Below are 19506 nucleotides of genomic sequence, written 5' to 3' on the forward strand. Positions count from 1 at the left end.
CACGTAGACCCTTTTCTTTGTTTGGTGGCGCTTCACGGATTCGAACCGCGGACCTGTGGATTATGATTCCATCGCTCTAACCGACTGAGCTAAAGCGCCGTAAGACCTAAATTATATGCAGAATTTTCGGCCCGTCCGGCAAGTTGTGCAAATTTCTCGAAATTTCTTTGCGAGAGGCTTGCTGCGCCTTGCCGGAAGACGCGCATTGTAGCGCGACTTTCAGCCCGCTCAGAGATGCTTGAAGCTGGCGGGACGCTTGTTGACGAAGGCGTCCATGCCTTCCTTCTGGTCCTGGGTGGCGAACAGCGCGTGGAACAGGCGGCGCTCGAACATGACGCCGTCGGCCAGCGAGCCCTCGAAGGCGCGGTTCACCGATTCCTTGGCCGCCATGACGGCGATCTGCGAGAAGCCGCTGATGATGATGGCGGCGCCCAGCGCCTCGTCCATGAGCTTGTCGAAGGGCACGACGCGGCTGACCAGGCCGGCGCGCTCGGCCTCGGTGGCGTCCATCATGCGGGCCGTGAGGGCCATGTCCATGGCCTTGGACTTGCCCACGGCGCGCGGCAGGCGCTGCGTGCCGCCGGCGCCGGGGATCACGCCCAGCTTGATTTCCGGCTGGCCGAACTTCGCGTTGTCGGCGGCGATGATGAAGTCGCACATCATGGCCAGCTCGCAGCCGCCGCCGAGGGCAAAGCCGCTGACGGCGGCGATCACGGGCTTGCGGATGGAGCGGATGGCTTCCCAGTTGCGCGTGATGTAGTCGCCCTTGTAGGCATCGGCAAAGCTGTACTTGGCCATGGCGCCGATGTCGGCGCCAGCCGCAAAGGCTTTCTCGCTGCCGGTGATGATCATGCAGCCGATGGCCTCATCGGCATCGAAGGCCTGCAGGGCCTGGCCCAGCTCGTCCATGAGCTGGTCATTGAGCGCGTTGAGCTGCTTGGGGCGGTTGAGCGTGATGATGCCGACCTTGTCGGCTTCGACGCGAACTTCAATCATTTCGTAGGCCAAGGGAGTCTCCTGCTGGGGTTGTCGTCGTGATCCTCAAGAATAACCGGCCGGCTGCGCGGGGCGCCATGCGCCGTTCAGGGCGTGGCAGGCGCCTGCGCGCTGCCCGTGTGCCCGGCCAGCCAGCGTCCAGCGGTCTCCTCGTCCGTGATTTCCAGTCCGAGATTGCTGGGGGCGGGCGCCGCCAGGGTGCCGGATGTGGCAGCTTTTGCATCGCCGTTGTCCGTTTTCTCCACCATGGCGGCGGCCTCGGACAGCAGGCCCGAGCCCCAGGGCAGGGTCAAGGCCAGGATCTGCCGGTCGCGGGCCACCCAGGCGACGATGTCCAGCGCCGTGCCTGCATAAAGCGCCACGTCGTCCAGCCGGGTGATGCGCCAGCGCGCGGGCTGTGAGTCCTCGGCGCCGGTGGGCAGCTCGATGGCCAGCCATTCGTCGCCCGCCATGAAGCCTGCGCGTTCGGCCAGGCTGCCGCGCAGCACGGTCTTGATGGTGATGCCCTGGCTTTCCTGCACGCGCAGGCCCAGGCGCTGGGCAGTCTGCGCCGGCTCGGCCTTGGCCTGCACGCCGTGCGCGGCCAGCAGCTCGGCCAGCGGCAGGTCGTCGGTGCCGTGCACCCATTGCGTGATCTCGGGCGCGAAGCTGCGCCCGCCCAGGTCCTGCAGCACGGCCAGCACGTCGGCCTCGCGCATGGGGCCGCCCTGGCAGCGCTGCCACAGCGCGCGCATCACGTCGTCCAGCGTGCTGCGGCCTTCGCGGCGCAGTTGCAGGTCCAGGGCCAGTGCGACCAGGCAGCCCTTGGTGTAGTAGCTGACGGTCTGGTTGGGCGTGTTCTCGTCCTGGCGGTAGTACTTGACCCAGGCGTCATAGCTGGCCTGGGCCACGGACTGCAGGTGTCGGCCCGGCGTCTGCAGCACCTGGTTGATGGTGCGCGTGATGAGCTTGAGGTACTGGGCGTTGTCGATCAGGCCGGCGCGGCGCAGCAGCAGGTCGTCGTAGTAGCTGGTGAAGCCTTCGAAGAACCACAGCAGCTCGGTGTAGTTCTCCTGCCCGTAGTCGTAGCGCGCGAATTCGGCCGGGCGCAGGCGCTTGACGTTCCAGGTGTGGAAGTACTCGTGGCTGATCAGGCCCAGCAAGGTGGTGTAGCCCTCGGCGGCCTTGCGCTCGCCCACGCGCGGCAGGTCGCGCCGGCCGCAGATCAGGGCCGTGGAGTTGCGATGCTCCAGGCCCCCATAGCCGTCATCGACCACGTTGAGCATGAACACGTAGCGCTGCATGGGCGCGGGCGTGGCCTGCTCGCCCGTACCGTGCCAGAAGGCCAGCACGGTCTCGCAGATCTTGCGTGCATCGGCAATCAGGCGCGCGCCGTCGAAGCTGGGCGCGGCGCCCGCCACGATGAAGCTGTGCGGCACGCCCGCGGCCACGAAGTCGCCACGCCAGAAGCTGCCCATCTCCACGGGGCAGTCCACCAATTCGTCGTAGTGGGCGGCGCGGTACAGGCCCCAGCCGCGCGCATCGGTGTCCACGGCGTCCAGGCCGGTCGCCACCTGCCACGATGCCGTGGCGTCCGACGCAAGCAGCTGCAGCGTATGCGTCGTATCTTCCTGGCCGTGCACGCGCAGGCACAGGCTGGTGCCGTTGAAAAAGCCGCGGCGGCGGTCCAGCCAGGCCGTGCGGACCGAGCTGTCATAGGCGCAGAACTGGTAGTGGAGCACCAGGGGCACGCCGGCTGCGCAATCGGCCTGCCAGAGGTTCTTGCCCTGCTGGGCCAGCGCGACGGGGCGGCCATCCTGCTCGGCAGACAGGCCCTGGAGGTTCTTGGAGAATTCCCGCACCAGATAGCTGCCGGGAATCCAGACCGGCAGCGACAGGGTCTGGCCAGCGGCCGGGCGGGCGATGTGCAGTTGCACGCTGAACAGGTGCGCATCCACATCAAGGGCCTGCACGCGGTAGTGGATGTCCGCTGCGGCGGTGGCGGTGGCGGCGAGGGGAGAGGTCATTCGGGCTCCTGCAGGTGTGGCCTGGAGGCTGCCCGGGCCCGCTGCGGCGGGCTGGAGCCGGGAAGCTCCGGCCGAGGGGGATCAGGTGGGCGGGCCCGGCGTCCATGGCGCCGGGCCCGCCCGGTGGCGGTCAGCGCGCGGCTGCGGCTGCGGCCAGGTTCTTCTCGACTTCCTGGGCGCTGATGGCGCCAGGCACGCGGGTGTTGTTGGTGAAGATGACGGTGGGCGTTCCCGTGATCTTGTACTTGCGGCCAAAGGCCAAGTTGCGCTGCACGGCCGAGGTGTCGCACTGGGCGGCTGCCGGCACCTTGTCGCGCAGCATGTGGTCAGCCCATGCACCGGCCTGGTCCTTGGCGCACCAGATGTTGCGCGACTTCTCGGCCGAGTCGGGGCTCAGGATGGGGTACAGGAACAGGTAGATGGTGACGTTGTCCACGGTCTGCAGGTCGCGCTCGAAACGCTTGCAGTAGCCGCAGTTGGGATCTTCGAACACGGCCATCTTGCGCTCGCCCTTGCCGTGGACGATGGTCACGGCGTCCTTGAGCGGCAGCTGCTTGAAGTCCACCGCCGTCAGCTGGTTCATGCGGTCTTCGGTGAGATTGCGGCGCGCCTTGGTGTCGATCAGCTCGCCCTGGATCAGGTAGTTGCCCTTGGCGTCCGTATAGAACAGGTCCGTGCCGATGCGCACCTCGAAGAGGCCGGACATGGGCGTGGGGCGGATTTCGTCGATCTTTTCCAGCTGGGGAATGCGCTCGGTCAGCGTCTTGCGCAGGTTGGCGTCCTGGGCATGGACACCGAGGCTCCAGGTCAGGCTGGCGGCCGTCAGCAGGCAGGCGAAGAGTTTCATGGCAATGCGGTGGGTGGGCGGGGCCGCGTTCAGGCCGGCCGCGCCGTGGTTGAGGGGGATTGCGCGGCGCGGGGCGCCACGGAGCAGGGGTACGAGTCGCAAAACGGCAAAGGGTTCAACGGCACGGGATCGGCTTGGCTCCAGGCTCAGGCGCCGCTGCGCGGGTCCAGGCCCATGGCCTGGCGCGCCATCCAGTCCTTGAGCGGGCCGAAGCGCTCGAAGCCCTTCATGCCCCAGTTGCGCAGCATCTGCACCGGAACCTCGGAGCGGCTGAACAGCTGCTGCAGCCCGTCCATGGCCAGGCCCATGGGCGCCAGCGCGGCCTTGCGCTCGCGTTCATAGCGGCGCAGCAGGCGCAGATCGCCGGTGCTGCGCCAGTAGCCGCGCTCCTGCAGCACGCGTGCCAGCGCCTGCACATCGCCCAGGCCCAGGTTCAGGCCCTGGCCTGCCAGCGGATGCACGTTGTGGGCGGCATCGCCCACCAGCACCCAGCTGCGGGCCGAGCGTGCATCGCCGTCGGGCATGGAGCCGCACCAGTGGTCGGCCACGGCCTGCTGCAGCGGCCAGGCCATGCGCGGCGCGCTCAGCTCCAGCCGGCCCAGCGCTCCCTGGCTGATGGCTTCCAGCCGCGCGGTGAAATCCTGTGTGTCGGCGGCCAGCCAGCCGTCGGCCAGCTCGCGGGCGATGGACCAGACCACGGCCACGCTGTGGCCTTGCGGGCCGTCCAGCGGCAGCAGGGCCAGGATGCCTTCGGGCGTGAACCACTGTCGCGCCACCTGTCCGTGCGGCAGCTCGCAGTGCAGCCGGGTGGCGATGGCGTGCTGTGCATAGGGCGTGACGGCGAAGTCCACGCCGAACTCGCTGCGCGTGCGGCTGGCGCGGCCCTCGCAGATGGCCGTCAGCGGTGCCGCCACGGGCTGCTCCACCACCTCGACCATGGGCTGGTAGCGCACGGCCTCGGCCAGGCGCTGCTCCAGCGCGGGCACATCGACGATCCAGGTCAGGGCCTCGACATCCTGGCTGGCTGCGTCGAACAGCACATGGCCGTCCAGGTCGCCAAAGACTTCCATTTGCGTCACGGGCGTGGCGTGCTGGTCATCGGGCCAGCAACGCAGGCTGTCCAGCAGGCCGCGTGCGCTGGCATTGAGCGCGTAGGCGCGCACATCGGGCGCGTTGCCGGTCGGCGCGGCCACCACCAGGGCCACGCGCAGCCGTTCCCGGGCCAGCAGGAGAGCCAGGGTCCGGCCTGCAATGCCGGCCCCGCGTATACATACATCAAAGGTTTGCGCCATGGCCGGCATTGTAGGAGTCCGGGCCATGCCGGGGATTCCAACTGGCGCAAACTCCGGCTTTGGCATGACCTGCCGCAGCCTGCGTCGCCATCTGGCATATTGCCGCCCATCGCATGGCGCCATTCGCACCATGGATGGCATACACACTCCAGATTTCCCACAAAGAGCTATCCGATGTTTGACCAAGAAAGAGACGTGCAGGGCCGCATTGCCCAGTTGTGGGTATATCCCGTCAAATCCTGCGCGGGCATCGCGCTGCAAAGCAGCGGCGTCGGCGCCACCGGCCTGGCCTGGGACCGCCACTGGATGGTGGTCGATGCGCAGGGCGAATTCCTGACCCAGCGCGACCATCCGCGCATGGCCTGGATACGCCCCGAGCTGGAGGCCGGGCACCTGGTGCTGCACTTTCCCCAGCAGCCGCCGCTGCGCATCGCGCTGCAGGCCACGGGGCCGGAGCGCCGGGCACGCGTCTGGTCGGACTGGGTGCAGGCCTGGGACATGGGTCCCGAGGCCGCCCACTGGCTGACGCAAGCCCTGGGCGCGGATTGCGCCCTGGTGCGCTTCGACCCGACGGCGCCGCGCCGCACCAGCGCGCGCTGGACCGGGGGCGAGGCCGCACCTGTGCACTTCGCGGACGGCTATCCGCTGCTGGTACTGAGCCAGGCGGCCGTGGATGAACTCAACCAGCGCCTGCAGGCGGCCGGCCACGCCGCGGTGGACGCACGGCGCTTTCGCCCCAACATCGTGATCGAAGGCCTGGAGGCCCATGACGAGGACCGGGTCGACGGGCTCGACGTGCTCGATGCCCAGGGCCTGCGGCTGCGCATGGCCAAGCCCTGCACACGCTGCCCCATTCCCGACATCGACCCCGTCACGGCCGTGCAGGGCACCGCCGTGGGTGACGCCATCCGTACCTACCGCCAGGACGACCGTGTCGATGGCGCCATCACCTTCGGCATGAATGCCGTGCTGGAAGGCCTGCACGACGGGGCCGAACTGGTCGTTGGCCAGTCCGTGGCCGGCGACTGGCAGTTCGCCTGAAACGACAGGAAATGCCCGGTTGACTAAAATACGGGGTTTGTCCCCAGAATCCCTGTAGAAAGCCCTGCCATGAGCCTCAAATGCGGCATCGTGGGCCTGCCCAATGTGGGCAAGTCCACTCTCTTCAACGCGCTGACGAAGGCCGGCATCGCCGCCGAGAACTATCCCTTCTGCACCATCGAGCCGAACACCGGCGTGGTGGAAGTGCCCGATCCGCGCCTGCAGAAGCTGGCCGACATCATCACGCCCGAGCGCATCGTCCCGGCCATCGTCGAATTCGTGGACATCGCCGGCCTGGTGGCCGGCGCCTCCAAGGGTGAAGGCCTGGGCAACCAGTTCCTGGCCCACATCCGCGAGACCGACGCCATCGTCAACGTGGTGCGCTGCTTCGAAGACCCGAACGTCATCCACGTGGCCAACAAGGTGGACCCCATCGCCGACATCGAGGTCATCCAGACCGAGCTGTGCCTGGCCGACCTGGCCACCGTCGAGAAGGCGCTGAACCGCTACAGCAAGGCCGCCAAGTCGGGCAACGACAAGGAAGCCGCCAAGGTGGTGGCGCTGCTGACCCCCATCCAGGCTGCCCTGGACCAGGGCAAGCCCGCACGCACGGTGCCCGTCTCCAAGGAAGACGCGCCCCTGCTCAAGCAGTTCTGCCTGATTACCGCCAAGCCCGCCATGTTCGTGGGCAACGTCAGCGAAGACGGCTTCGAGAACAACCCGCTGCTCGACAGCCTCAAGGCCTATGCCGAGGCACAAGGCGCTCCCGTCGTGGCCATCTGCGCCAAGATCGAGGCTGAAATGGCCGAGATGAGCGACGAGGACCGCGACATGTTCCTGCAGGAACTGGGCCTGGAAGAACCCGGCCTGAACCGCCTGATCCGCGCCGGCTTCGGCCTGCTGGGCCTGCAGACCTACTTCACGGCCGGCGTCAAGGAAGTGCGCGCCTGGACCATCAAGGTCGGCGACACCGCCCCCCAGGCCGCAGGCGTCATCCACGGCGACTTCGAGCGCGGCTTCATCCGTGCCCAGACCATCGCCTTTGACGACTTCATCGCCTTCAAGGGCGAGCAAGGCGCCAAGGACGCGGGCAAGATGCGCGCCGAAGGCAAGGAATATGTCGTCAAGGATGGCGACGTGATGAACTTCCTGTTCAACGTCTGAGGCAACGGATGCCGCGGCAGAACTGCTGAAAAGCAGCTCTCGCCCACCTCAGGAAACCGCGCTTGTGCGCGGTTTTTTCATGCCTGGATCGATTCGGTCCCGCGCACCGAACGTCCATGGACAATGGCGCCTTTCCATTGGGGAAAGAGAGACCTTGAAATGGACCGCCCGCATTTCAGATTCCATCCCGGTGCCTATGAAACCGTCTTCGAGCAAGAAGAGGGTGTGTGTTCCTGCTGCGGACAAAACCGCAGCCTCAGGTACGAAGGCCCGTTCTACAGCCAGCAAAGCCCCGACTACCTGTGTCCCTGGTGCATTGCCAGCGGGCAGGCTTGCGAGACATACGACGGCGAACTTGTGGGATATACCGATATCGAAGGCGTGTCGCCTGATCCGGCAGACCCCGAGCCCACCATCGCCAGGGAACTGCTGCTGGAGATCGCGCAGCGCACGCCCGGCTACAGGGCCTGGCAGCAGCCTGTGTGGCTCACGCACTGCAACGCACCCTGTGTCTTCCTGGGTCACGCCGACAGGCAGGCCGTCGAGCCTTTCCTCGCAGAAGTCCTGCCCGACATCGAAGGCAGCTACAGGAACGATGCGCAGTGGATGCTGGAGCGCATGTCCACGGACGGCATGATTTCCGGCTGCCTTTTCCAGTGCGTGCATTGCGGCCGGCATCGGCTGCATATGGACGTGGGATGAATCCAATGACCACCTACGCCGACCTCTCCATCCAGACCGGCATTGCGCTTCCGCCGCTGTTGAGCGACCTCCTGGCATCGGGAAAGACCGTCTACGGTCCGGATTGGGCCGCCACCTGGCGCCAGCGCTGCCTGCAGGACCCGCCCTTGTTCATGAGTTGGCAGGACTTCGAATGGATAGACGCCGAAGCCAGCCGGGAAATCATCGAGGGCTGGCTTCATCCTGGCGCACAGAACGGCCGGAGCTTTCTGCCATTCGCCCAGTCGGGCGCCGGCGATGCCTGGTGCCTGACGCCGCTGGACACGCATGGCGTGGGCGTGGCGCTGGTGTTGCACGATGACGAGGCCAGCAGTCTTTCGCACGCCTGCTTCGATGACTTTGTCTGCGCGGGATTTCTGCAGGCCTTTGCGGACCTGAGCGATCAGCTGGATGACTTCTCGCAGTCGGAGGCCTTGCAACTGTTGCGGGCCGATGTCGCGCAGGCCGCGCGCTTCATGACGCAGGAGTTGGGTGACTATCTGCAGGATTTCTGCCGGCGTCCCTTGGAGATCAGGCCTTGGCGCGACGGGCCCCGGGCGCGTGTTCGCCAGGTGGCTTCATTGATTTCACAAGATGAACTGGCGGCCGAACTGGACCGGCTGCCCGCCGTGGACCTTTCCTTTCCCGTCGTGGCGCGCTGGGAAGTGCGTTCGGTGGAGGAGGGAGACGCGCGGCACGGCCCTGCGCCAGAGCCCGCAAAGATCGACTGGCGTACCCTTGCCGCCGATCCCCTGCAGAAGATGGCGGCCATCAGGGCCTGCCAGAGCGAGCATGGCTGCAGCCTGGGACAGGCCAAGGCCATGGTGGACCAGTACATCGGCGGCAGTGTGAACGCGCGCGCCTGACCGGGGGCAGACCGGCGCCTTCAACCCACCATAGTCATCCATCCCGCCAACCGACCGCCTCCACCCTCCAGTTCCGCAGCCCCTCCCATCCGTGCCGAACTCTTCTGCGGGAATGCAATGCAGATGTCCCGCGGGGTGCCTGGCCATTGAGCTTCCGATCGTGTTGGATTGCTTGGCAGAGGCCCAGGCTGTTTCGGAGCGAGCGCCGTAAGATGACCCGTCGTCACCCGACAGGGTGAAAAGACAGGCCCGAGCAAGGTAACGCCAGCAAGAAAGGAATCACGTCCTATGGATAAGCAGGCGCTTGGCGAACGCGATATCTGTACCAAGCTCATCACGCAGGCTATGGAAAAGGCTGGATGGGACGCCCGGACCGAGGTGCGCGAAGAATTCCCTCCGGACGCACTCAGGGCCACCAGCGGGGGCGCAATATGAGCACCCACCTGCCTGCCGACTACCCGGCGCTGCTGGCCGATATCAAGCAGCGTGTCCGCCGTGCCCAGACGTGGGCCATGCTGGCGGTCAATGCCGAATTGATCCGCCTGTATTGGGATATCGGGGCACTCATCGACCAGCGCCAGAAGCGGGAAGGCTGGGGTGCCGCAGTCATCCCTCGGCTGGCCAAGGATCTGCACAACGAACTGCCGGAGGAAAAAGGTTTTTCCGAGCGCAACATCAAGCGCATGCTGGCTTTTTATCGCGAGTATCCCTCTCTGGCTGCCACAGCCGGGAGCACAGAGAAAGTGCCACAGGCCGTGGCACAACTTGCCCCCAGCGAAAAAGTGCCACAGGCTGTGGCACAAAGCCGCCAGACACCGGGGGTGGCGGCAGATGGCGCACAGGTGTTTGCTGCTGATGTTCTGCTGTCCCTGCCGTGGGGCCACCATGCCGAGCTGATCGCCAAGGTCAAGGAGCCGGGCGCACGCCATTGGTACATGTGCGCAGCCATCGAAAACGGTTGGAGCCGAAGTGTCCTGCTGATGCAGATCGAAACAGCCGCGCACCTGCGACAAGGCAGAGCTGCCAGCAACTTCGCCTTGCGCCTGCCTCCGCCGGATTCCGACCTGGTACAGCAAACGCTCAAGGACCCTTACCTGTTCGACTTCCTGACGCTGGAATCAGGTTTCCATGAGCGTGAGTTGGAAACCGGTCTGATCACCCATCTGGAAAAATTTCTCCTGGAGCTGGGCCAGGGCTTCGCCTTTGTGGGGCGCCAATATCACCTGGACCTTGGCGGAGACGATTTCTACATAGACCTGCTGTTCTACGCATCTCAAGCTGCGTTGCTACGTGGTCATCGACCTCAAGCGGGGCGATTTCAAGCCTGAATACGCGGGCAAGATGAACTTCTACTGCAACGTTGTGGACGACAGGTTGCGACACGCAACCGACCAACCCACCATCGGTTTGATCCTGTGCCAGAAACCCAATCACGTGCTGGCCGAATATGCGCTGCGCGGCGTGGACAAGCCCATCGGCGTTTCCGGTTTCGAGCTCACCCGTGCCTTGCCGGAAACCCTGCAAAGCAGCCTGCCCAGCATCGAACAGATCGAGCGCGAGCTGGGAGGCGGGCATGAATGAGCACACCGCCGAACTGCTGGAAAAGCACCTGCGACAGCTCGAACGCCGCGGGTAGTCATGCGATAGAAAAACACGCCAGTGCTCAACAGGTTGAATTTGACCGTCTGATAGCCCGTGGCGGTCTGCTGTGCCGGGCTCGAAGCTGCCCCTGCAACCCACCATAATCACCCATCCCGCCAACCGACCTCCCTCACCTTCGTGCCCCACCCCACCAGTCCCGCAGCCTCTCCCATCCATGCCGAACTCGTTGCCGTGCTGGCGGCGGTGACCCAGGGCACACCGCGCGTGCTGACCACGGCGGACGGGCAGTTGCTGCCGGCGGGGCCGTTCGAGGTGGGGCATCGCTCGCTGCAGGCCGGCCTGCGCGCCTGGGTGGAGGAGCAGACCCATCACCCGCTGGGCTACATGGAGCAGCTCTACACCTTTGCCGATGGCGATCGCACCGATGCCAGCGGGGCGCGCGTGATCTCGGTCAGCTATCTGGGGCTGACGCGCGAATCCGCGGACCGCAGTGCGGGGCAGGCCGTCTGGCAGGACTGGTACCGCTACTTTCCCTGGGAAGACTGGCGCAGTGGCGAGCCGGCCCTGCTGCGCTCGCACATCGCTCCGCGCCTGCATGCCTGGATGGCCGAGGCGCGCGGCGCCCAGCGTGCGCTGCGGCGCCAGCGCGCGGACATCGCCTTCGGCCTGGACGGCGGGCCCTGGAACGAGGACATGGTGCTGCAGCGCTACGAGCTGCTGTATGAGGCCGGGCTGGTGCAGGAGGCGGCCCACCGCGTCCATGGCGCGGCCGCCATGCTGCCTGGCGAGGCCATGCACCACGACCACCGCCGCATCCTGGCCACGGGCATGGCGCGGCTGCGCGCCAAGATCAAGTACCGGCCCGTGGTGTTCGAGCTGATGCCGCCCGAGTTCACGCTGCTGCAGCTGCAGCAGACGGTGGAGGCCCTGGCCGGGCGCGGGCTGCACAAGCAGAACTTCCGCCGCCTGATCGAGCAGCAGGATCTGGTCGAGGAGACCGGCCAGCTCACGGTGGGCTCGGCGGGCCGGCCCGCCAAGCTGTTCCGCTTTCGCAGCGATGTGCTGCTGGAGCGGGCCATCTCCGGCAGCAAGCTGCCCCTGGCCAAGGGCATCGACGGTTCTCCCTGAGCCGCACGGCACTTGCCCGATTGTGACAATGGCTTGACAGCACTTATGCTCGTATCTAGCATAAGTTCCTCGCTCAAGCCCGCAAGGCCGCGCGCCACATTTTTTTGACCTACATATACTCAAAATGAGCATTAATATTGCCAATGCCCTCAGTGCCCGCCTGCCGGTACCGCCGCTGCCCGACCTGATGCTGGAGCCGCTGGTGCGCTCGGCCCTGCTGGAAGACCTTGGCCGCGCGGGCGACCTGACCACGGATGCCATCGTCCCTGCGGACGCACAGGCCGAACTGCGCCTGGTGGCGCGCCAGGAGGGCGTGCTGGCCGGGCTGGACATGGCGCGGCTGGCGTTCCGTGCGCTGGATGCGCAGTCGCGTTTCGAGCCGGTGCTGCGCGATGGCAGCGAACTGGCGCCCGGCCAGGAGATCGCGCGCATCCACGGCAGCGCGCGCGCCATCCTCACCGCCGAGCGCGTGGCGCTCAACTACCTGTGCCACCTGAGCGGCGTGGCCACGGCCACGGCATCGATCGCGCGGGCCATCGCCGACACGGGCGCACGCGTGACCTGCACGCGCAAGACCATGCCGGGCCTGCGTGCGCTGCAGAAGTACGCGGTGCGCGTGGGCGGCGGCAGCAACCACCGCTTCGGCCTGGACGATGCCGTGCTGATCAAGGACAACCACATCGCGCTGGCCGGCGGCGTGGCCGAGGCCCTGGCCCGGGCGCGCGCAGGCGTGGGCCACATGGTGCAGATCCAGCTGGAGGTGGACACGCTGGAGCAGCTGGAGGTGGCGCTGTCCCTGGGCGTGGAAGTGGTGCTGCTGGACAACATGGACCTGGACACGCTGCGCACGGCCGTCTCCATGGCACGCGGCCGCGCGGTGACCGAAGCCTCGGGCCGCATCACGCCCGAGACGGCGCGCGCCGTGGCCGAGACCGGCGTGGACCAGATCGCCGTGGGCTGGATCACGCACAGCGCCCGGGTTCTCGACATCGGCCTCGACACCTGAAATGAGGCACCCCCTGAGCCGCTGCGCGGCTTCCCCCTCTCTCGCTGCGCGGGAGGGGAACGACACCCTGGCTGCGGGGCGGCCCTTGCTCGGTGTCCCTGAGTTGGGCTGCGCCGGTTTTTTGCACCTAGCCCAGTGGAGCAGTTGCCATGTTTTTTGAAGGGCGTACCTTGAAGCGACGGAGACTCTGGACGCTGGCGGCCTGCGCGCTGCTGGCTGGCGCATCGGGGCTGTGGCTGGCGGCGCCGGGCAAGGCCGGCACGCGCCTGGAGCGGCCCATCACCATCGTCGTGACCTTTCCGCCGGGCGGCGGCACGGACCTGCTGGCGCGGCGCCTGGGCGAGCAGCTGCAGCAGCGCCTGGGCCAGCCCGTGGTGGTGGAGAACCGGCCCGGCGCCAGCGGCAACATCGGCGCCCATGCCGTGGCCCAGGCCGCAGCGGACGGCAGCACCTTGCTGATGGCCAACAGCTCGTTCGCCATCAACCCCGGTGTCTACGAACGCCTGGATTTCGACCCGCGCAAGGACTTCACGGCGGTATTCAACGCGGGCTCCATCGCCTCGGTGCTGGTCGTGCCTGCGGACAGCGCGCTGCAGACGCTGGAGGATGCGCTGGCCCAGGCGCGCCAGGAACGGCCGCTGCTGTTCGCCTCCTGCGGCAATGGCACGCCCCAGCACCTGGCCGGCGAGATGCTGGCCCGGGAGGCGAAGCGCTTTGTGCAGCATGTGCCCTACAAGGGCTGCGGCCCGGCCATCACGGCCGTGGCGGCAGGCCAGGTGGCGGCGGGCATGGTCACGGCCAGCAGTGCTGCGGCCATGATCGCTGCAGGCCGCGTGCGCGCCCTGGCCGTCACGGCGCCGCAGCGGCTGCCGCAGCTGGCCGGCGTTCCCACGGTGGCCGAGCGCGGCCTGCCGGGCTTTGCGGTGGAGCAGTGGCATGGCCTGCTGGCACCTGCCGCCACGCCCCGGGCCACGGTGCAGGCATTGCATGACACGCTGGAGCAGGCGCTGGCCGATCCCGCCGTCAGCGCTGGCTTGCGCGACCAGGGCTACACCCTGGCGCGGCAGACACCGGGCCAATTCCAGGCGCTGATCGCGGCCGACATCGACCGCTATGCGGCCGTGACGCGTGCGCTGGGCCTGAAGGCCGATTGAGTGGCCGACTGGCGACTTACTGCATGAACCAGCCGTGGCTGACCACCAGCGACTGGCCGGTCAGCGCATTGCTGGGAAAGCCCGCGAAGAGCAGGGCCACGCGGGCCACGTCCTCGGTGGTGGTGAACTCGCCGTCCACGGTTTCCTTGAGCATCACGTTCTTGATGACCTCGTCCTCGCTGATGCCCAGCGTGCGGGCCTGCTCGGGAATCTGCTTGTCCACCAGCGGCGTGCGCACGAAGCCCGGGCAGATCACATTGGCGCGCACGCCGTGCTTGGCGCCTTCCTTGGCCACGGTCTTGGCAAGCCCGATCAGGCCGTGCTTGGCCGTGACATAGGGCGCCTTGAGCAGCGAGGCCTCCTTGGAGTGCACCGATCCCATGTAGATCACGCTGCCGCCGCGGCCCTGCGCATACATGTGCTTGAGGCAGGCGCGCGTGGTGAGGAAGGCGCCGTCCAGGTGGATGGCCAGCATCTTCTTCCAGTCGGCAAAGCTGAATTCCTCCACCGGATGCACGATCTGTATCCCGGCATTGCTGACCAGGATGTCGATGCCGCCGAAGGCCCGGGCGGCCTCCTCGACCGAGGCGTTGACCTGGGCCTCGTCGGTCACGTCCACGGCCACGCCCATGGCCTGCGCTCCCGTGGCGCGCAGCTCGGCCGCCGTGGCATCGGCCGCCTCCTTGTTGAGGTCGGCAATGACGATGCGCGCGCCCTCGCTGGCGAACAGCGTGGCGATCTCCTTGCCGATGCCGCTGGCCGAGCCGGTGATGAAGGCGACCTTGTCCTTGAGTTGCATGGTGAGTCTTTCCTGGAGAGTGGATGAAACAGGCCGGTGTCCATCTTTGGCGCGGCCGGCCGCGTGCCCTTGTCGGCGCAGGGACCAGTCTGGCGCCGGTTTCTTAGACGAAACTGAGTCGGCAGGCCCGCAAGTCATGCCCGTGACGGCCGGCCCTTCAGGGCGCGGCGGCCTCGCGGTGCCGGGGCTGCTGGAACAGCTCGCAGACCAGTTCGCGCAGCCAGCGCTTGGCCGGTTCCTGCTCGAAGCGCCAGCTCCAGTGCAGCGACACGTCGAAGCGGTGATCGGGCAGGTCGGCATCGCGCACCGCATAGCCGCCGCGCTCGACAAAGCCGGCCGCGATCTCGGCCGGCATGATCACCGCCAGGTCGGTCTTGCCCACGATGGAGGGCACGGCCATGAAGTGTGCGGCCGACAGGCGGATGCGCTCATCGAGCCGCAGCGCCTGCAGTATGCGCAGCGTCTCCGAATGCGAGCGCACTGCCGCGAAATCCAGCTGGCGCAGCGTGGCCAGCGCCAGTGGCGCGTCTTCGGGCAGGTGCGCCAGCGCGGGGTGGCCGCTGCGCAGCAGCACGCCGTAGTGGTCGGACAGCAGCACGGTCTGCCGGGTCCGCGTGCCACCCGGCAGAAAGCCGATGGCGATGTCCAGCGTGCCCCGGTCCAGCGCATCGGCAATGCCGTCCAGCGGCATGGGCAGGGTCTCCAGCTGCACATGCGGGGCGCGCTGGTGCAGCGCCTGCATCAGCGGCGGCAGAAAGCGCGCCTCGCCGATGTCGCTCAGGTGGATGCGAAAGCGCTGGCGCGCCTGCAGTGGCTCGAAGCTCTGGGCCTCGGACATGGCGACTTCGAGCACCTCCAGCGCCTGGCGCACGGCCAGCGCCAGGCGCTCGGCACGCGGCGTGGGGCGCACGCCTGCGTGCGCGCGCTCGAACAGCGGATTGCCCAGCAGCAGGCGCAGCCGCGTCACGGCCTGGCTGGCGGCGGGCTGGGACATGCCCAGCTCCTCGGCCGCGCGGCTGACGCTGCAGTGGCGGTACACGGCGTCAAAGACGCGCAGCAGGTTGAGGTCCAGGTTCTTGATATCCATTTGGTGAATATCTCTTAGATAGTTTATTCAATTGCTGGAAATCATAAGCACCTGCACCATGGGCACCGACTTCCATGGCCACCGCGCGGCACGCACCGGGCGGCCGGCCCATTCCCCAGGAGACCCTATCTTGCAAGCACCCACCACACCGCGCAGCCAGCCCGCCGAGGCATCCCCTTCCACCGTGACCTCCACCGCGACCTACACCGTGCGCCATGCCGTGATCGCCATGCTGCGCGAGCTGGGCATGACGCGCATCTTCGGCAACCCGGGCTCGACCGAGCTGCCGCTGTTCCGCGACTACCCCGAAGACTTCTCCTATGTGCTGGGCCTGCAGGAAACCGTCGTCGTGGGCATGGCCGACGGCCACGCCCAGGCCACGCGCAATGCCAGCTTCGTGAACCTGCATTCGGCTGCGGGCGTGGGCCACGCCATGGCCAACATCTTCACGGCCTTCAAGAACCGCACGCCCCTGGTGATCACGGCGGGCCAGCAGGCGCGCTCGCTGCTGCAGTTCGACCCCTTCCTGCACTCCAACCAGGCCGCCGAGCTGCCCAAGCCCTATGTGAAGTGGAGCTGCGAGCCCGCGCGCGCCGAAGACGTGCCCCAGGCGCTGGCGCGCGCCTACTACATCGCCATGCAGGAGCCGCGCGGCCCCGTGCTGGTCTCCATTCCCGCCGATGACTGGGACAAGCCGGCCGAGCCCGTCACGCTGCGCCATGTGGGCTTCGAGACGCGGCCCGATCCGCGCACGCTGGACCTCATAGGCCAGGCGCTGGACGCCGCGCGTGCCCCGGCCCTGGTCGTGGGCGCGGCCGTGGACCGGGCCCAGGGCTGGGATGCCGTGGTCGCGCTGGCCGAGCGCCACCAGGCCCGCGTCTTCGTGGCCCCCATGAGCGGGCGCTGCAGCTTCCCCGAGGACCATCCCCTGTTCGCCGGCTTCCTGCCCGCCATGCGTGAGCGCATCGTGCAACTGCTGTCCGGCCATGACGTGGTCTTCGCCGTGGGCGCGGCCGCCTTCACCTACCACGTGGAAGGCGAGGGCCCGCACATCCCCGAAGGCACGGCGCTCTACCAACTGATCGAAGACCCGGCCATTGCCGCCTGGGCCCCCGTGGGCACGGCTGCCGTGGGCAATGTGCGCATGGGCGTGGAGGAGCTGCTGCAGCGCCCCGCACCCGCCCCGCGCCAGGCGCCCGCACCCCGGCCCGCAGCGCCCGTGCCGGCCGCGCCCGCCGCAGGCGAGCGCATGTCGGTGGCCTTTGCCATGCACACGCTGGCCCAGGTGCGCGACCGCCACAGCATCGTGGTGGAAGAGGCGCCCAGCTCGCGCTCCACCATCCAGACCTACCTGCCCATCTTCCACTCGGGCACCTTCTACACCATGTGCAGCGGCGGCCTGGGCCACAGCATGCCGGCCGCCGTGGGCGTGGCGCTGGCGCAGCCCGAGGCCAAGGTGGTCGCCGTCATCGGCGACGGCTCGGCCATGTATGCGATCCAGGCCCTCTGGAGCGCAGCCCAGCTGCGCCTGCCCATCAGCTTCGTGATCCTCAAGAACCGCCGCTACGCAGCGCTGCAGGACTTCGCCCATGTCTTCGGCTACCGCGAGGGCGAGAAGGTCGAGGGCACGGAACTGCCCGACATCGACTTCGTGGCGCTGGCCCGTGGCCAGGGCTGCGACGGCGTGCATGTGGAGAACGCGGCCGAGCTGGCCGATGTGCTGGAGCGCGCGCTGGCCCATCCCAAGCCCATCGTGGTCGAGGTCGAAGTCGCCTGAGGCGAAGCCCCCTGCAGGAGACACGGCAATGGAAAACACAAGAAGCATAGGCATCCTCGGCGCAGGCGCCATGGGCACCCTGTTCGGGGCGCGGCTGGCCCGCATCGGCCTGGACGTGACCCTGGTCGACGTGAACGACGAGCTGCTGCAGGCCCTGAACCGCGAAGGCGCGCGCTGCCACACCGATGAGGGGCTGCTCAAGGCCCGCGTGCATGCGGCGCGGGCCGAGCAGCTCACGGCCGGGCCCGCGCTGTGGCTGGTCTTCACCAAGTCGGCCCACACGCGCGCTGCACTGCAGGGCATTGCCCATCTCATCGGGCCGGACACGCACTTCCTGAGCCTGCAAAACGGCATAGGCCATGCCGATGTGTTGCGTGAAATGGTGCCGCTCGAACGCATCGCCGTGGGCGTGACCACCTGGCCTGCGCGCGTGATGTCGCCGGGCGAGGTCAGCTCCATGGGGCAGGGCGGTATCCGCTTCATGCCCTGCAACGGCCAGCGCAGCGCGGTCTTCGACCTGCTGGCGGAAGACCTCAACCGCGCAGGCATGCATTGCAGCATCGACCCGCAGGTGCAGGAAGCCATCTGGGAGAAGCTGGCCTTCAATGCCGCCTTCAACGGCGTGTGCGCCGTGACGCGCCAGACCGTGGACGGACTGGCCAATCCGCAGGGCGAGGCCCTGCTGCAGCGCGTGCTGGACGAGGTGCTGTCCGTCGCCCATGCCCATGGCGTCGCCGCCAGCGCCGAGCGCGTGGGCGCGGCGGTGCGCGATGCGCTGGACCACCACCGGGGCCACCAGCCCTCGATGCTGCAGGACCTGCTGGCCGGCCGTGCCACCGAGACGGGCGCCATCCACGGCGCCGTGCTGCAGGTGGCCGACCGCCTGGGCATTGCCGTGCCCGTGACGCGCACGCTGCACGCACTGGTCAGCCTGTCGGAGAACGCGGGCGCCGTCGCACCGCGCTGAACGCGCTCAAGGCAAAACGAGCCACTACAAGAAGGAGACAAGATGCTGCGCAGACAAGCACTCAAGGCCGCACTGGCCATAGGCGCCCCGCCCCTGCTGGGCATGGGCGCGGCACGCGCCCAGACCGGCAAGCCCGTCGAATGGGTGGTGGGCTTTGCCGCAGGCGGCGGCTCGGACGCCGTGGCGCGCACCGTGGGCGAGTCCTTTGGCAAGGCCCTGGGCCGCACCGTGGTCGTCATGAACAAGCCCGGGGCCGGCACCAACATCGCCGCCGAATACGCGGCGCGCACGCGCGAGCTGGGCAGCCTGGTCTTCACGGCCGACTTCGCCACGCTGGCGGCCAATCCCCACCTGTTTCGCAAGCTGGCCTACAACGCCGAGAAGGACTTCGTGCCCATCGGCCTGCTGGCGCGATTTCCGCTGTTCCTCGTGGTCGGCAACCAGCTGCCGGTGCACAACCTGCAGGAGTTCACGCAGTGGGTGAAGGCCCAGCCAGGCCCCGTCAGCTACGGCAGCCCGGGCCTGGGCACGCCCCACCACCTGGCCACCGAACTGCTGTCGCAGCGCCTGGGCCTGAAGATGTCCCATGTGCCCTATCGCGGCGCGGGGCCGGCCCTGATCGATGTGATCGGCGGCCAGATCCCCTTCATGCTGGCCGACAGTGCGGCGGCGGCCCAGCACATTGCGGCCGGCAAGCTGCGCGTCATCGGCGTGGCCAGCGCCGAGCGGCTCAAGAGCCACCCGTCTGTGCCCACGCTGGCCGAGCAGGGCGTGAAGGACTTCGAGGCCCATGCATGGCAGGGCCTGGTGGCACCCGCAGGCACGGACGACGCCACCGTACAGGCCTGGTCCGTGGCGCTGCAGCAGGCGCTGCGCTCGCCTGCCGTGCTGGCGCGTTTCGAGGCGCTGTCGCTGGAGCCGCTGCCCGGCACGCCTGCGCAGATGCGTGACTACTGGCGCAGCGAAAGCCGGCGCTGGGGCCAGGTCATCGAGTCGGCGGGCATACGGCTGGATTGACCGTAGCGCCGCTGCTGCTTCAGGCGCCCTCACCGTT

The 19506-nt window shown here is 67.7% G+C and carries 16 protein-coding genes, 1 tRNA gene and 1 pseudogene; 11 read left to right on the plus strand and 7 right to left on the minus strand.

Translation table 11 applies throughout. The features are described 5' to 3' along the window. Nucleotides 1-22: 22 nt before the first annotated feature. From CLV01_RS07800 to CLV01_RS07820, 5 genes are all read right to left on the minus strand, one after another. Nucleotides 23-99 (minus strand) — tRNA-Met (locus CLV01_RS07800). Nucleotides 100-228: 129 nt separating this feature from the next. Then, nucleotides 229-1008, minus strand: a complete 780-nt coding sequence (locus CLV01_RS07805; protein WP_012203459.1) for an enoyl-CoA hydratase — start codon at nucleotides 1006-1008, stop codon at nucleotides 229-231. Between the two features lie 74 nt (nucleotides 1009-1082). Beyond that, nucleotides 1083-3002, minus strand: a complete 1920-nt coding sequence (locus CLV01_RS07810) for a M61 family metallopeptidase (RefSeq protein WP_099734609.1) — start codon at nucleotides 3000-3002, stop codon at nucleotides 1083-1085. Nucleotides 3003-3132: 130 nt separating this feature from the next. Further along, nucleotides 3133-3849 (minus strand): DsbC family protein, encoded by a 717-nt coding sequence (locus tag CLV01_RS07815; RefSeq protein WP_034390564.1) that lies wholly within the window; start codon nucleotides 3847-3849, stop codon nucleotides 3133-3135. A gap of 146 nt (nucleotides 3850-3995) precedes the next feature. Further along, nucleotides 3996-5141, minus strand: coding sequence for an FAD-dependent monooxygenase (locus CLV01_RS07820; protein ID WP_170962085.1), 1146 nt, complete (start codon nucleotides 5139-5141; stop codon nucleotides 3996-3998). A gap of 174 nt (nucleotides 5142-5315) precedes the next feature. On the opposite strand from CLV01_RS07820, the gene CLV01_RS07825 reads away from it, so the two are divergent. The 8 genes and pseudogenes from CLV01_RS07825 (at nucleotide 5316) to CLV01_RS07860 (ending at nucleotide 13822) form a co-directional block, all read left to right on the plus strand. Further along, entirely contained in the window at nucleotides 5316-6182 is an 867-nt protein-coding gene (locus tag CLV01_RS07825) for an MOSC domain-containing protein (protein WP_099734608.1), read from the plus strand. A gap of 69 nt (nucleotides 6183-6251) precedes the next feature. Then, the gene (gene ychF, locus CLV01_RS07830) at nucleotides 6252-7346 is read left to right on the plus strand and encodes a redox-regulated ATPase YchF (protein WP_012203464.1); all 1095 of its coding nucleotides are present in this window, start codon (nucleotides 6252-6254) and stop codon (nucleotides 7344-7346) included. A gap of 159 nt (nucleotides 7347-7505) precedes the next feature. Further along, complete coding sequence (locus CLV01_RS07835; protein WP_099734607.1) at nucleotides 7506-8048, plus strand: CbrC family protein; 543 nt, start codon at nucleotides 7506-7508, stop codon at nucleotides 8046-8048. A 5-nt stretch (nucleotides 8049-8053) separates the two neighbouring features. Next, complete coding sequence (locus CLV01_RS07840; RefSeq protein WP_099734606.1) at nucleotides 8054-8932, plus strand: SMI1/KNR4 family protein; 879 nt, start codon at nucleotides 8054-8056, stop codon at nucleotides 8930-8932. A gap of 431 nt (nucleotides 8933-9363) precedes the next feature. Next, a pseudogene (locus tag CLV01_RS07845) lies at nucleotides 9364-10513 on the plus strand (PDDEXK nuclease domain-containing protein). Nucleotides 10514-10711: 198 nt separating this feature from the next. After that, the gene (locus tag CLV01_RS07850; RefSeq protein WP_034390572.1) at nucleotides 10712-11662 is read left to right on the plus strand and encodes an NUDIX hydrolase; all 951 of its coding nucleotides are present in this window, start codon (nucleotides 10712-10714) and stop codon (nucleotides 11660-11662) included. A gap of 124 nt (nucleotides 11663-11786) precedes the next feature. Beyond that, on the plus strand, nucleotides 11787-12668 hold the full coding sequence (gene nadC / locus CLV01_RS07855) for a carboxylating nicotinate-nucleotide diphosphorylase (RefSeq protein WP_016447964.1): 882 nt from the start codon (nucleotides 11787-11789) through the stop codon (nucleotides 12666-12668). Between the two features lie 149 nt (nucleotides 12669-12817). Beyond that, the gene (locus CLV01_RS07860; protein WP_043824861.1) at nucleotides 12818-13822 is read left to right on the plus strand and encodes a tripartite tricarboxylate transporter substrate-binding protein; all 1005 of its coding nucleotides are present in this window, start codon (nucleotides 12818-12820) and stop codon (nucleotides 13820-13822) included. A 16-nt stretch (nucleotides 13823-13838) separates the two neighbouring features. On the opposite strand, the gene CLV01_RS07865 is transcribed toward CLV01_RS07860, so the two are convergent. Beyond that, the gene (locus CLV01_RS07865; RefSeq protein ID WP_012203473.1) at nucleotides 13839-14621 is read right to left on the minus strand and encodes a 3-hydroxybutyrate dehydrogenase; all 783 of its coding nucleotides are present in this window, start codon (nucleotides 14619-14621) and stop codon (nucleotides 13839-13841) included. 157 nt (nucleotides 14622-14778) lie between these two features. Further along, a complete protein-coding gene (locus CLV01_RS07870) occupies nucleotides 14779-15708 on the minus strand; it encodes a LysR family transcriptional regulator (protein ID WP_016453174.1) in 930 nt (309 codons plus the stop codon). A 184-nt stretch (nucleotides 15709-15892) separates the two neighbouring features. Here CLV01_RS07870 and mdlC point away from each other — a divergent pair, with 184 nt between their 5' ends. The 3 genes from mdlC to CLV01_RS07885 are packed head-to-tail and all read left to right on the plus strand — an operon-like array spanning nucleotide 15893 to nucleotide 19469. Continuing rightward, entirely contained in the window at nucleotides 15893-17485 is a 1593-nt protein-coding gene (mdlC, locus tag CLV01_RS07875; protein WP_218968203.1) for a benzoylformate decarboxylase, read from the plus strand. 28 nt (nucleotides 17486-17513) lie between these two features. Next, nucleotides 17514-18452 carry a ketopantoate reductase family protein gene (locus CLV01_RS07880; protein WP_099734605.1) on the plus strand — a complete coding sequence of 313 codons (939 nt, stop codon included), beginning with the start codon at nucleotides 17514-17516 and terminating at the stop codon, nucleotides 18450-18452. Between the two features lie 42 nt (nucleotides 18453-18494). Further along, complete coding sequence (locus CLV01_RS07885; protein ID WP_099734604.1) at nucleotides 18495-19469, plus strand: Bug family tripartite tricarboxylate transporter substrate binding protein; 975 nt, start codon at nucleotides 18495-18497, stop codon at nucleotides 19467-19469. The last annotated feature ends 37 nt before the right edge of the window (nucleotides 19470-19506 follow it).

The organism is Delftia sp. 60 (assembly GCF_002754395.1).
GTDB lineage: Bacteria > Pseudomonadota > Gammaproteobacteria > Burkholderiales > Burkholderiaceae_C > Comamonas > Comamonas acidovorans.